The sequence below is a fragment of the uncultured Streptococcus sp. genome (assembly GCF_938036805.1).
Taxonomy (GTDB): domain Bacteria; phylum Bacillota; class Bacilli; order Lactobacillales; family Streptococcaceae; genus Streptococcus.
The window spans coordinates 1-13,903 of sequence record NZ_CALHWC010000146.1 but is presented as its reverse complement, the minus strand read 5'-3'; the positions used below and the strand labels follow the sequence as shown (position 1 = coordinate 13,903).

General features: G+C 40.8%; 15 protein-coding genes and 1 pseudogene. 2 read left to right on the top strand and 14 right to left on the bottom strand.

Translation table 11 applies throughout. From position 1 onward, the window contains the following. Positions 1 to 323 precede the first annotated feature (323 nt). From Q0191_RS06030 to pbp1b, 10 genes are all read right to left on the bottom strand, one after another. Complete coding sequence (locus Q0191_RS06030) at positions 324 to 812, bottom strand: hypothetical protein (RefSeq protein WP_297664743.1); 489 nt, start codon at positions 810 to 812, stop codon at positions 324 to 326. Positions 813 to 851: 39 nt separating this feature from the next. Beyond that, positions 852 to 1,517 (bottom strand): hypothetical protein, encoded by a 666-nt coding sequence (locus Q0191_RS06025; protein WP_297664741.1) that lies wholly within the window; start codon positions 1,515 to 1,517, stop codon positions 852 to 854. Positions 1,518 to 1,873: 356 nt separating this feature from the next. After that, on the bottom strand, positions 1,874 to 2,404 hold the full coding sequence (locus Q0191_RS06020) for a hypothetical protein (protein ID WP_297664739.1): 531 nt from the start codon (positions 2,402 to 2,404) through the stop codon (positions 1,874 to 1,876). After that, positions 2,394 to 3,488, bottom strand: a complete 1,095-nt coding sequence (locus Q0191_RS06015; RefSeq protein ID WP_297664737.1) for a hypothetical protein — start codon at positions 3,486 to 3,488, stop codon at positions 2,394 to 2,396. Before Q0191_RS06015 ends, Q0191_RS06020 begins: the two co-directional genes overlap by 11 nt. A gap of 105 nt (positions 3,489 to 3,593) precedes the next feature. Next, positions 3,594 to 3,731: a hypothetical protein gene (locus tag Q0191_RS06010; RefSeq protein WP_297664736.1), complete on the bottom strand. Its 138-nt coding sequence runs from the start codon at positions 3,729 to 3,731 to the stop codon at positions 3,594 to 3,596. A 126-nt stretch (positions 3,732 to 3,857) separates the two neighbouring features. After that, on the bottom strand, positions 3,858 to 4,385 hold the full coding sequence (locus tag Q0191_RS06005; RefSeq protein ID WP_297664734.1) for a thiol-disulfide isomerase: 528 nt from the start codon (positions 4,383 to 4,385) through the stop codon (positions 3,858 to 3,860). Further along, positions 4,372 to 5,985 (bottom strand): ATP-binding protein, encoded by a 1,614-nt coding sequence (locus Q0191_RS06000; RefSeq protein ID WP_297664732.1) that lies wholly within the window; start codon positions 5,983 to 5,985, stop codon positions 4,372 to 4,374. Before Q0191_RS06000 ends, Q0191_RS06005 begins: the two co-directional genes overlap by 14 nt. Next, on the bottom strand, positions 5,976 to 6,335 hold the full coding sequence (locus Q0191_RS05995; protein ID WP_297664730.1) for a hypothetical protein: 360 nt from the start codon (positions 6,333 to 6,335) through the stop codon (positions 5,976 to 5,978). The genes Q0191_RS06000 and Q0191_RS05995 overlap by 10 nt, the downstream gene beginning before the upstream one ends. Next, positions 6,335 to 6,610 (bottom strand): TIGR04197 family type VII secretion effector, encoded by a 276-nt coding sequence (locus tag Q0191_RS05990; RefSeq protein ID WP_125388026.1) that lies wholly within the window; start codon positions 6,608 to 6,610, stop codon positions 6,335 to 6,337. Before Q0191_RS05990 ends, Q0191_RS05995 begins: the two co-directional genes overlap by 1 nt. 41 nt (positions 6,611 to 6,651) lie before the next feature. Beyond that, positions 6,652 to 9,015, bottom strand: coding sequence for a penicillin-binding protein PBP1B (pbp1b, locus tag Q0191_RS05985; protein WP_297664745.1), 2,364 nt, complete (start codon positions 9,013 to 9,015; stop codon positions 6,652 to 6,654). 199 nt (positions 9,016 to 9,214) lie between these two features. On the opposite strand from pbp1b, the gene tyrS reads away from it, so the two are divergent. After that, a complete protein-coding gene (gene tyrS, locus Q0191_RS05980) occupies positions 9,215 to 10,471 on the top strand; it encodes a tyrosine--tRNA ligase (RefSeq protein ID WP_297664728.1) in 1,257 nt (418 codons plus the stop codon). 55 nt (positions 10,472 to 10,526) lie between these two features. Continuing rightward, positions 10,527 to 11,375: a methyltransferase domain-containing protein gene (locus Q0191_RS05975; protein ID WP_297664726.1), complete on the top strand. Its 849-nt coding sequence runs from the start codon at positions 10,527 to 10,529 to the stop codon at positions 11,373 to 11,375. A gap of 68 nt (positions 11,376 to 11,443) precedes the next feature. On the opposite strand, the gene Q0191_RS05970 is transcribed toward Q0191_RS05975, so the two are convergent. From Q0191_RS05970 to Q0191_RS05955, 4 genes and pseudogenes are all read right to left on the bottom strand, one after another. Then, the gene (locus Q0191_RS05970) at positions 11,444 to 12,574 is read right to left on the bottom strand and encodes an ABC transporter ATP-binding protein (protein ID WP_297664724.1); all 1,131 of its coding nucleotides are present in this window, start codon (positions 12,572 to 12,574) and stop codon (positions 11,444 to 11,446) included. Positions 12,575 to 12,772: 198 nt separating this feature from the next. Beyond that, positions 12,773 to 13,336 (bottom strand): DUF6287 domain-containing protein, encoded by a 564-nt coding sequence (locus Q0191_RS05965; protein WP_297664722.1) that lies wholly within the window; start codon positions 13,334 to 13,336, stop codon positions 12,773 to 12,775. 68 nt (positions 13,337 to 13,404) lie between these two features. Further along, positions 13,405 to 13,620: a heavy-metal-associated domain-containing protein gene (locus tag Q0191_RS05960; protein ID WP_297664720.1), complete on the bottom strand. Its 216-nt coding sequence runs from the start codon at positions 13,618 to 13,620 to the stop codon at positions 13,405 to 13,407. 29 nt (positions 13,621 to 13,649) lie between these two features. Continuing rightward, positions 13,650 to 13,903: pseudogene (locus tag Q0191_RS05955) on the bottom strand (cation-transporting ATPase PacS); the annotation flags it as partial.

Genomic DNA, 13,903 nt, shown 5'->3' with positions numbered 1-13,903 from the left:
CATCTGGCCAAAAGAGCAACCAAATGGCAAAAGCAGTTATTATCAAAAGTAGGATACTTATTATTTTTTTACGTACCGACATTTTTATCTTCTCCTCACTTCAAATAATCATAAAAATCTTCTTTTGATTTTTTATGCTTATCCGTATCTGGTTTCAATAAGAAATCCCATCTTTTCCCGTGCTTGATAAATTGTCCACCTGCTGTATATAGGCTACTTACAAGAGTTTTCCAGAGGCTAGAGTAGCTATGAGGTAGTCACGCTCTTTAGGCAGTTGGTCTGTAACTTGATTGCTAATTCTAAGTTGTTGACAACGCTTTACCTTACTTATCCACCACTTGAGCTTCAAATTTAGCCGGTTTATTGTCTACATTGGTGATGGTGATAGTATAGGGTTTGTTATTCGTGACATCAAAAGCTTTTTCTCCCTGATAATTAACAACAATCCCATCTTTTACTAAATGAATACCTTTTTGATTGTTGGGTAACTCTTCATTATCATTTACTGAATAGTTTCGTTTAAAGAGTTTTTGCTCTTCAACTCCATAAAAAATCTCACCATTTACCTCAAACCAAACTCCTGAACCTGATAATTTAAGCTTATTATTATCATTTTTCTTCAAAATTAATACAGAATAGTATTCCACATCTTGTGTCCGAGGTTTGACTTTCAGACTAATAGACTGACCAGGTTGTAAGGTATATTTACCAAGATTTTGTGCCCATAAATAAAAGAGAAAAGCTGCTGCCAGAACTCCAACAAGCAATAAACTACAACCTAAATTCCAATTCCATTGTTTTTTCAAGGTCATTTGTGAATCTCCTTATAGACCCCATATCATATTAGGACTCTATCCATTCTGCAATATTTCGTTCTCTTTCAATTTTCTCCGCTGACCCGACAACCTGATACATAGCAACAGTACTATCATACGAAGAATCAAATAGACCAAACGAAGGATTTTCATCTTACCAAGAGCAGACAAAAACTCCTCCCTTGCATGTCCCACTTCTTGACCTAACTGTTCAACCGTTTTGCCTGTTTCCTCTTTAATAACAGCTGCATTCTTTGGAATCAAATAATAATTTTGCTCTAAACTAGTAGTATAGGCTCTGGATATTGGTTCATCTAAGAAAAAATATACTCTATCAGCATACTTATCTTCAGACAGAGCATAGTATATTTCAACTTCACTATCCCATTTTCTAGGAAAACCAGTTATTCTAATATTTTCATAATCTAGATGCATAATTCCATTTAATACGTCACTAGTCCATTCTTCCGCATAGTGATAAAGAGTTGCCTTCTTATCTACCATTGGCCAAACCATAACATACCGACTATGCATGAATTCCTTGGTCAAGGCCGAGTTGCTAGCTAAACTAGTCGCACCAATCTCGTATACTGACCAAATAAGAACTATGAGCATTAAAAAAGATTGAGCAAGTTTTGTTTTGAAATATTTCTGAAGTAACCTAACCTTGGTATCAGTTTCCCTATTCTGTTTTCCAAACATCTTTAAATTTTACTTCTCCCCAATTCTGTACACTAAAGCGAAACGAATAATCGTTTTTTCTTCATCCAATCACCTCATTTCTTCCAATTCTTGATTGACTGCTTCAATATTTAGAATGAAATTATAGCTACTTGGCGAATCTTTTGTAGATATTCCACACTCCGATTTTCAGTAGGTTATTCAAAATGAGATTGCATTCCCACCTCCTCAACATATTTTATCTAGTAGTAATTTTGTAAAAATTTTTGTTTAGTCTCTTCTATCGATTTATAGTCTACAATTTTTCTTGCGCGAGTGCACTCGCCTCGTTCCGTATCTGAATAATACTCATTAACGCATCAATATACGATAGATTTTTATTTTTCATTTGGGTACATGGATTGGTAAATATCTTTAAGCATAGCTTTTGCCTCTGCTCTCACCTCATCTGCTATCTTATTTGTAGTTTCATCATCAACTTCAATTCTCTCTTGTGACGTGCTATCTATTTTCATATAGCCCACGTATTCCAATTCTAGTTCATTATTAAATTGAAAAGTTGATGTCACATTAGGAGTGGTACCTATCTTTTTAACTGTAATCATGGTTACTCCATCGTCTGGAGATATAATAGTTACTGGTCGACCTCCTTTGGTCTCTATGCTGGAAATACGTTCCATCATTTTTACATTGTAGTCATCTATGGAATAACCGGCTTTTCTGACTGCATTCACATAGCGAGTGGAATTCATCAAAATATCTAGTTGTTCATAAATTGTTTTTTGTTCATAAGCACGCTTAAATGCGTCATATTGATAACGATCATAAGCAAAATAGGAAGGAATAAGGATCAGAAGTAAGGACAAAACAATAGTCAGGTATTTATAGCGTTTGAATTTAACGAACATTTATATCAGCCCCTCTTTCTAAATAGTCAAAAAAGGCTTCCTGATTCTTCTTTTGTTCCTCCTTTGACTGACCACGAGTTATAAACATATGGCCTCCTGTACTACCATCTGTTACAATGTAATGAACAATATCTTTACCGACTTTGATATCTCCATGCCCCATATTTTTATAAAACTCTTCAACACGGTTAATCTTATTAGATCCAATTCCCTGATTATAGTCTGATTGTATTTTAAAAATATCTTTTTGATTCGCGTTTTTCATTAGCTCATAGCTATTGATTGGATCCAAATCTGAGTTAAAGTCAGTATCACCATAACGGCCAGAGTCCACATCTCCCTTGAAGGAAATTTCATACCTTTCCATGGGATAAGGTAGTGAGGCTGTGCTGCCCGAAATATTGACTCTAGCAGTATTCCCCACCTCACTTATAGCATGAGCAATTGAGTAAAGATTCAAGTCCCAGCTTTGTTCAGTAAATGCTGCAAACTGAATTGCTTCATGGGCATAATCTTTATAAGTATTTGGATTGTTATGCTGATTGCGAAGAGTTTCTACAAGGGTTTTGATTTCTACTTCAGAAAGACCATATTCTCTACTCAGTTGATTTCTCTCCTTCGCTTCAACTACTCCAGCGATTGCCTTATATCTAAACGCTACAAAATTATCTGGCACAAAGGATGCAACTAATCTATTATACTCATAAAGAACTTTTTCATTAGTCCATCCTTCTTGCTTTGCCCTCTTCAAAATTCCCTGCTGGAGCTTATAGAGTACGTTTGCCGTGGATTCATCTAGATTGTATGATGATACCAAATCATCCACAATTTTTTTCTTATCTTTTTCAGCCTGAGTAACTGAAATATCCTTATCAAGCTTATGTGACTCAATCTTCACATCCTTCATCTTCTGTACCCAACTCATGTCCAGACCGTCCGCATAGTAGTTGCCATCACTATCGACAATGATTTCACTTAGTTGTGTGGCTCCTTGGATAGCTAGACGAAGAACTTCTAGACTATCACTGAAATACTGGGAAACCTGTGAGACAAAAAATTCTAGTTTTTCAATCTTATTATCCAAATCCTGAATACCCGACTCGATTTGAGACTTGGTATTGTAGAGGATGGTCTTCTCAGAGAAGGCTTTCCCCCAATTGAGACTAAAGAGGTCCGTGATTTGATTTAGTCAGTTCTCCCTCACTTGAATCTGAGCTTCTACGATAGCTAACTGCTCTTCCCTCAATTTTTTCAGTTCCTTAAGCTGGTCTAGGTCCAAATCACCATATCCAGAGACCTGAGCATCCGCATCTTTGTAGGAGGTCAACTCCAGTTGAATATCGTCTACCGCTTCTTGGAGCTTTTTGATGCTGGGGATGATAATGTCTGTAAAGAAACCTTTACCAGCTGTGTAGGCTGCTCCTGTCAGCTCACCTGAGTCTAATACAACAAACTATCCATACAAAGTCTGATACATCTTTTCCATGAAAGCCTCAAGCTCTTTTTGAACAATTTTTAATAGTCGCTCTTCTTCGGCTTGGGGGATAGTCACACTCTCATTTTTATTTTGATTATTAATATGCGAGTAATATCTACGTTTTATGGTTAATTGATTATCTAAAATATAGTAGGCATCTATTTTTTCCTCATTTACTGTTGTTTCAAAAAAAACAGCGACTTCATCCTTTCCTTGGTTTGAAATTTTCAAGTCTAAACTTCCTTTTATCTCTATATCTTCAATTCCTCCATCCAAGCGAATAGCACCATCGGGAGGAACGACATAGCCTGCTTTGCGGATGTCAGACGCATACTTTTCTGACGCCATTAAATGTTCTAAGACGGCTATGTTGTCCTTCTGTTCAAAGGAAGCTTTTAGTTGGCTACGTTCTTGGTAGCTTTGAACATGAAAATAAAAATTCATTCCAGCAACTAAGACCGTTACAGAACCAATCACGATTAGTATTTTTTTAAGTCCCGACATTTTTCTCATCCCCTCTGTCTAAGTAATTATAGAAGTCTTGTTTCCAACCCTCTTCCTTGTCATTAGGTTTTCCAATAAAAATATTGAGGTCAAAGCCATATTTAATAAAGTTGCCTCCTATCGTATTATTTTCAATAAGAGTTTCAACCATCCGTTTACCGTTAGCTTTATCCCCATTTCCCATCACAGTATAGAATTCTTCAACACGATTTATCTGGTTTGTTTGGATACTATGATTGTAATCTGCTTGAACTTTAAACACATCTTTTGTTTCTACATCTTTAGAAATCATTCTTTCGTAAGAAGTAATAGCATCTAAATCCGAATTAAAATCGGCATCATCATATCTCCCTGAATCAATGTCTCCTTTGAAGGAACTTTCATACTTTTCAGTATTTACAGAGAGATCTCCAATCCGAGTTGAATTTCCGATTGTGCTAATAATATGGGCGCTTAATCCCTTCCAACCATCTAGCTTCGATAAGTCTCTATCTCCCCAAGATAACTCAGTAAAACTAGCAATTTGAATAGCTTCATGAGCCAAATCTTTACTATGATTAGATTCATACTGTTTTCTAATTTTTTCTTTAAAGAGTATGCGTTCTTCCTCTGAAATACCATAATCTGCCAAAATAATATCTAAATCACTTGTATTTTTGGCATCAACAACACCCGCAAGACCTCTCCAGGTTGCCCTTACCCCATAAACTGGAGATGCAACTAATCTATTATACTCATAAATAACTTTTTCATTAGTCCATCCTTCTTGTTTTGCCCTCTTCAAAATTCCCTGCTGGAGCTTATAGAGTACGTTTGCCGTGGATTCATCCATGTTATAGGATGACTGCAGATCATCCACAATCACTTTCTTTTCCTTCTCAGCTTTAGTCACTGGGATATTCTTATCCAACTGATGTGTCTCAATCTTCTGCTCTTTCATCTTCTTGACCCAATTCATGTCCACACCGTCCGCATAGTAGTTGCCATCACTATCGACAATGATTTCACTTAGTTGTGTGGCTCCTTGGATAGCTAGACGAAGGACTTCTAGACTATCGCTGAAATATTGAGAAACCTGAGCGACAAAGAACTCCAGCTTTTCAATCTTCTCTTCCAACTCTTTGATTTGTGATTCAATTTGCGATTCTGCACTAGAAAGAATCACCAGAGACTCCATGTGAGAAACGATATTAAATGTAGCAATAGACTTCATCCGCTCTAAGAATGATTCTTTAGCTTCAATAGCCTTTTTGATAGAGGCTAGCTGTTTCTCTCTCAATTCTTTTGTCTTCTTCAGCTGATCCAGATCGAGGTTGCCATACTCTGATACCTGAGCATCGGCAATCCTATATGAATTTAACTCCGTTTGAATGTCGTCCACTGCAGCCTGTAGCTTCTTAATGGCAGGAATGATAATTTCTGAAAAAAGGCCCTTACCTGCTGTATAGGCTGCTCCCATGAGTTCTCCAGAGTCTAGGGCAGCTATTAGGTGGTCACATCCCTGAGACAATCGGTCTGTCACCTCATTGGCCACTTGAATATTATTAGCCATAGCTTCCATCAGCTGTGAGGACTCCGATGCACTGTATTTTACTCCCATGGTAAAGAGTTCCTTTCTTTCGTCAATCTTTCTCGATTTTCATCTAATTTTTGCCGAACTTTCCTTGTTTGTTTGGAAACATTGTCCAACTCTTGCTCTACGTAGCTGTCAATTGTTTGTTGCAAGGCTTGGTTTTCTTCCCATATTTTACGATTGGTATGGCTTGTCTCTGATACGGGATCTATCAAGTTTTCTATTTGGGCATTTATCGTCCAGATATCTGCACGAAAATCCATTACCTTCTCTTCGTAACGTTTTTTGATAACTAAAAGATCTTCTTCTTGATTCTCAAGCTGGATGATTTGCTTATATAATTGTTCACGTTTTTCTTGATTTTTATCTTTTATCATCAGTTGCTCCAACGTTGTGCCTGCTCTATATCGCGTTTCTCAATTTTTGCAGCAATTTCTGGAAATTTATTAGCCTGAGTTAAGACGGCCGAACTGAAATCACTGACAGCCTGCAACATTTGATTGCAGGCTTGACGACCAGCTTCCATTCCAGCAATATCACTTGTATAACCAAATTCAACTTGATTGTTCCTGAAGGCTGAAGTATCCACTCCTACTAATTCACTAATTGCGGAACTTGCTGCGATAGTATCTGAAGAAATCTTCCCTGACATCTAGTACTCCCTATCTTTCGTTCTAATTGTTAGGCAATTTCTCATTGGCTATTACGATTGGTATTGCCAGTTGTACCACCCAAAATTGCTCCCCAAGCTTTCTGATAATCCGCATCTGATGCGCCGATACCAAAGCGATAGCTCGTCGTTGGAGCGCCATTCTTAGCCCAGTAGCTAGGAACAGTCGGACCGCTTAGATTAATGGAGCGGCCATTGATTGTGACAGTTCCTGGTCTCTCTCCAGTAGACTTGAGAACATCAGACTTGATAACACTCGAATCAAGATTGAATTTCTCTCCGATTCCCCAAGCCTCTGGATCCGCCTCATAAATAGCATTGGCTAGATAGGCCATATAGGCCGCATTATTATTGTAGCCTGTTAGGGCAGCCATAGAAGTATTATCATCATGACCAATCCAGCCTCCAAGGGTCATCCGAGGAGTAGAAAGCATGAGCCACATATCACCATTGCTGTTGGTTGTACCTGTCTTACCAATCCAGTCTGCACCTGCCAAGGTACCATTGACTTGACCAATCCTTGATTTAAAGGTCGTAGTTGCACCAGAGTTAAGCACACCCCGCATCAAGCTTTGCATAATCGTTGCAGTAGCAGGCGAATACACCTGAACTGGTTTTGCCTTATGCTCATAAACCACCTTGCCGTCAGGAGCTGTGATCTTTTCGATCATATACTTTTCTTGATAAGAACCGTTATTAGCCAAGGTCTGGAAACCGTTGGTGTGCTGGGCAACCGAAACCTCGATTCCCCCACCCATTGGTAGACTTTCAATATCGTAGTTGTCAATATGGTAGCCCATTTTTTCCATATAGCCTCGGACATTGACACCCTTCTCGCGAAGTGCACGATAGGTCCAATAAGCTGGAATATTCCAAGAAGTATTGAGGGCTTCCTGCAGGTCCATCATGCCTGTCCCGCGACTGTCCACGTGCATAATCGGCTCACCGCTGGAGAAGTTCGTCGGATAATTGGAAAGGACACTTGCACTTCCCATCAGCCCTTGGTCAATGGCAATCCCATAAGCTAAAATCGGCTTGATAGTCGAACCAGGAGATCTTTCCGTATCAAAAGCATGGTTGTTTTGATTAGAACTATAGTCTCTACCACCGACAAAACCAATAATGGCTCCTGTTTTATTGTCCTGAAGGACATTTCCAACCTCGACCATTCCTGTCCCATCATCCAAGAGACCACCGTAGTTGGCAACAGCGTTCTGCATCGCCTGATGAATGGAATGATTGATGGTTGTTGTGACCGTATAACCACCCTCGCTCAGCTCTTTTCGAGCCAACTCTTGATAGGCTTCAACCGTTGCATTATTTTTTAATTCTTGCTGAGATACATTGTCCCGCTGAATTAAATACTGGTACATGGCCGTCTGCGCTTCTGAAAAAGCTGTATGGTAGAGGTAACTATGCGAGCTCTTTTGAAGGCTCTCAGTCGATTTAAAATCTTGCGTCAGATCATAGTCCTTGTACTGCTGATAGTCTGCCTCACTCAGTCGACCTGTACGGTACATATTATACAAAACATTCCGAGCCCGCTCTAGACCTAAAGCCATATCATCTGGACTCTTCATGCTACCATCAGAGGCATAGGGCGAATAAACAATCGGACTCTGAGGCAATCCAGCAATAAAAGCAGCCTGCGGAATACTCAAATCCTTGGCTGATACACCAAAAATCCCTTGAGCTGCTTCTTCCACTCCAGCGATATTTTGTCCTTTGTTATTCCGGCCAAAAGGTGCCACATTCAAATAAGCAGTCAGAATGTCATCCTTAGACATATAGCGTTCCAAAGCCAAGGCATCAACAATCTCTACTGCCTTCCGCTTGAAAGTCGGAGCATCTCCCACGACCTGCTGCTTGATCAACTGCTGAGTTAAGGTCGAGCCCCCGCTGGATGAACCAACTCCAACTACAGAACCCAAGGTTGCCCGCAGAACCGCCTTGGGCACAACACCATTGTGAGTTTCAAAGTTCTCATCTTCCGTCGCAATGATAGCATTTTTGACATTATCAGAAATCGCATCGCTGGCAACTGGGATCCGCAACAAATCATTATCGATTTCAGAAATCAACTCTCCGTTAGCATAGGTCAGCTTCGAAATCCCAGAAATCTTATTGACCTGACTTACCAGCTCCTCCTGCTTCGGCACGGAGACATCACTAAAAAGGCTGGCGGCATAGCCCAATCCGAGTCCAGCCCCCAATACTATTCCAAAAAAGATAAATACAAAAGCGACATTTAAGAGTAATTTTACTGTCCGAAAAATAACGGAAACAGTATCCAGTACCGACCATGTCTCTCCTTTTGGCTTAGACGTCTTAACAGGTGAGGGCTCCCCCTTACCAAACTGTTTTAACTTTTTTATAAATGGTTTCAACATAGATTCTCCTTATCGACTATTATAGCAAACATCAGCAGATTATATCAAGAAAGAGCTAATTCTAGCGCTTTTACAGGAATTATTTTCTGGCTACTCATTGCTATTTGTCGGGTTTGTGATACAATAGAGGGATAAAACAAAAAAATACTTGAGCAAGGGCAAAATCCTTTGCTATCTTAGAAAAGGAGAGACAACTATGCACATTTTTGATGAGCTAAAAGAGCGTGGTTTGATTTTTCAAACTACTGATGAAGAAGCTTTGCGTAAAGCCTTAGAAGAAGGGCAGGTCTCTTATTATACTGGATACGATCCAACAGCAGACAGTCTGCACTTAGGTCACTTAGTGGCTATTTTGACCAGCCGGCGCTTACAGTTAGCTGGTCACAAGCCTTATGCCCTCGTCGGTGGTGCAACGGGTCTGATTGGTGACCCATCCTTTAAAGATGCAGAGCGTAGCCTGCAAACCAAGGAAACCGTTGATGGCTGGGTTCAGTCTATCCAAGGCCAACTGTCACGCTTTCTTGACTTTGAAAATGGCGAAAATAAAGCTGTCATGGTCAATAACTACGACTGGTTTGGCAGCATCAGCTTCATTGACTTCCTCCGTGACGTCGGTAAATACTTCACTGTCAACTACATGATGAGCAAGGAATCCGTAAAAAAACGGATTGAAACAGGAATTTCTTACACAGAGTTTGCCTACCAAATCATGCAAGGTTACGACTTCTTTGTCCTTAACAAAGAACATAACGTAACCCTTCAAATTGGTGGTTCTGACCAGTGGGGAAATATGACAGCAGGTACAGAATTGCTACGTCGTAAAGTTGACAAGACTGGCCACGTTATTACTGTCCCCCTTATCACTGATGCGACTGGTAAAAAATTTGGTAAATCAGAAGGAAATGCTGTTTGGCTCAATCCTGACAAAACTTCTCCATACGAAATGTACCAATTCTGGATGAATGTGATGGATGCTGACGCCGTTCGCTTCTTGAAGATCTTTACTTTCTTGTCTCTCGATGAAATTAGAGACATCCGCAAACAGTTTGAAGCAGCTCCACACGAACGCTTGGCTCAAAAAATCCTCGCTCGTGAAGTCGTGACTCTTGTCCACGGTGAAGAAGCCTACAAGGAAGCCCTTAACATTACCGAGCAACTCTTTGCTGGAAATATCAAAAACCTTTCTGTCAAAGAACTCAAACAAGGACTTCGTGGCGTGCCAAACTATCAAGTACAAGCAGACGAAAACCACAACATCGTGGAAATCCTCGTAACATCTGGCGTGGTCAACTCAAAACGCCAAGCCCGCGAAGATGTTCAAAATGGAGCCATCTATGTCAATGGCGACCGTATCCAAGACCTTGACTATGTCTTGAGCGACGCGGATAAGTTAGAGAATGAACTCACCGTTATCCGCCGTGGTAAGAAGAAATACTTCGTCCTTACATACTAATAAAACAGACTGGAGGCATTTGCCATCCAGTCCTTTTTTTGTTAGACTTAAAACTATGAATACAAACCTCAAACCCAAACTCCAGCGCTTTGCTACTGCGACCGCTTTTGCCTGCCCCATCTGCAAGGAAGATCTACAGCTGATGGAAAATAGCCTCAAATGCCACCATCGCCATTCTTACGACTTGGCCAAGTTTGGCTATGTCAATCTGGCACCTCAAATCAAGCAGCCCAAAGACTATGATAAAGCCAGTTTTCAAAATCGGCAGTTGATTTTAGAAGCGGGATTCTACCAAGCTATCTTAGAAGCTGCCTCGAACTTACTTGCTAGCTCAGAAACTGCCAGAACAGTCTTAGATATTGGCTGCGGCGAGGGCTTCTACTCTCGCAAACTCCAAGAAATCCATTCCCAAAAAACCTTCTATGCCTTTGATATTTCAAAAGATTCTATCCAGTTGGCAGCTAAGAGCGACAGTAGTTTCGCAGTCAATTGGTTCGTCGGTGATTTGGCTAAGCTACCGCTACAAGATGCCAGCATGGACATCATTTTAGATATCTTTTCTCCAGCCAATTATCAGGAATTTCGGAGAGTCATGTCTGACAATGCCCTCCTCATCAAGGTCATCCCCACCGAGCACCATCTTCAGGAAATTCGCCAAAAAGCCGCTAGACAGCTCAGCAACAAGGATTACTCTAACCAAGAAGTCATCCAGCATTTCCAAGAGCACTTCGATATAATCTCCGAGATTACTGTCGAGTCCAGCCAATCCTTGACTGCCGAAAGCCGAACAGCTTTTTTAGCAATGACACCGCTGCTCTTTCATGTCGAGCAAGACCAGATCGACTGGACTGACCTCACCCAAGTCACCATTGCCGCCACCATTCTTATCGGAAAAGCAAAATAAAGAAAAGATAGTCCGCAGACCAAATGCATTCCGTTTGGCTTGCTGACTATCTTTTTTAAACTCATATTTTAATAAACTGTTTTCTCTGTTTCGAAATCAAAGAAATGCGCCTTGTTCAAGTCGAAGCCAAGGTCAATTCCAGCACCTGTTTCTGAGTAGTCACGAGCATCTACACGTGCGATAAACTCGCTGTCGCCAACTTGACAGTAAAGGTGAGACTCAGAACCCAAAAGCTCAGATACAGAAATGGTCGCATGAACCACAGAATCTGGGAAGGTCTCCAAGAAAGCAGCTTCTGTATTGATATCTTCTGGACGAATACCGAAGATCAATTTCTTACCGTCATAGCCCTTCTCAAGCAGCACCTTCAGTGTTCCTTCTGGAACTGTCAAACGCAAGCCATTGGCAACAATTTGATTTCCCTCAAGTGTCACAGTAATAAAGTTCATCGCTGGGCTACCGATGAAGCCTGCCACAAATTTGTTAACTGGGTGGTTGTAAACTTCTTGTGGGCTACCAATTTGCTCTACTCGACCAATCGTGCCAGTTCCAGCAGGGTTCTTGGTCGCTGACATGATAACGATACGATCAGCCAAGGTCATGGCTTCTGTCTGGTCGTGGGTTACGTAGATGGTTGTTGCTCCGATACGGCGGTGGATTTTGGCAATCTCAGCACGCATGGAAACACGCAACTTCGCATCCAAGTTTGACAAAGGCTCGTCCATTAGGAAAACCTTTGCATCACGCACGATGGCACGACCCATGGCAACCCGCTGACGTTGACCGCCAGACAAGTCCGCTGGTTTGCGATCCAAGAATTCTTTCAAGCCAAGAATTTCAGCCGCTTCTTGCACCCGTTTGTCAATATCTTCCTTGCTGTACTTGCGCAGTTTCAGACCGAAAGCCATATTGTCATAGACAGTCATGTGTGGATAGAGGGCATAGTTCTGGAAGACCATAGCAATATCGCGGTCTTTCGGCGCAACGTCATTGACCACTTTGCCGTCAATCGACGCTGTTCCTTCTGTGATATCCTCAAGACCCGCAATCATACGCAGCGTTGTGGATTTCCCACATCCTGACGGACCGACGAAAACGATAAATTCCTTGTCCTTAATGTCCAAATTAAAGTCTTCAACAGAATAGTGCTCACTGTTTGGATACTTTTTATAAATATTTTTCAGATTTAACTCAACCATAAGTTCCCCTTTACTTTATGTGAAAATAGTTGCCCTTGAAGCCCCTAAAAGTTTCAAAGCGCTTTCATAAAAATATTATATCCTTTTTTAATCATTATTTCAAGCATTTATTCAAACGTTTGCACAATTTTTTATCATATTTTAACTAACTACTCTTTTAAAACAAAAAATAGGATAGAAAATTTCTATCCTACACGACTAGTTAGTAACACGATAATAAAATTGACCTTGTTCATCAAAGCTATTCATCCCAACTCCCGTCCACAGACGATCTTGGCTGGCATCTGAGCTATCTTGGAAATTTTCTTTATTCGCAAGCTTGACACCTTTTGGAATGAACTCTAGCAAGAAACCACCAGTTTCACCGCCGTATACACCGCCAGAAGCAGTACCATAGTCTGTCAGAGATGCTCCGTACAGCTCATAGCTATCGGAAACCAACCCTTTGTCATTAAAAACCAGCTGATGACCAGCAGCATTTTGCCAGGTTCCTTTTACACTGGAGTAGTCTCCATTGACCAAGGCCGAAATATCCATTGCTTTTTTCTCCTCTTGCGTCTTTTCTGGACTAACTTCTGCTGAGCTTTGACTGCTTGTTGCAGAAGAAGACGATTCTGCAACACTCTGGCTAGAAGCTACTTGAGAAGATTCCTGAGTAGTAGTCGAACTCGTTTGAGTAGAATTAACTGCCTTACTAGAGCAGGCTGCCAAAGTCGATAGTGCTAAGCAACATAACAAAGGATAGACTATTTTCTGCTTCATGGCTTTCTCCTTATCCATTAAATGATTACTAATATTATAGACTTTTTCAGCCTATTTTACAAGTTGGCTCAGCTATCCTGCACCGCTAAGACCTTATAAATGGTTTTGCTCAAAGCCTCCTGATAATCCTCTACACTCAAGGATCTATCCGCAATAACTTCTGCTGTCTGCTTGTCCAGATCTACTGTCACATCTGACACTCCCTCCATAGATAGGAAGTGCTGGGTAACGTGTTTAACACAGTTTTGACAAGATAAGTTTTCTAATTGAACTGTTTGTTTCATAGATTTATTCCTCCGTATATTCTTCCATTTTAAAGTTTAAAGCGTCCTAGGCGCAGAGCATTGGCCACAACTGACACGGAGCTTAAGCTCATGGCCAGACCAGCCAGCATAGGATTGAGCAAGGGACCACCGAAAAGATGCAATAACCCCATAGCAATCGGGATACCTAGTGTATTGTAGGCAAAGGCCCAGAAAAGATTTTCCTTGATATTACGGATGGTCGCCTGGCTGAGCTTGATAGCCTTGACCACATCCTGCAAATCACTATGCATGAGCACTACAT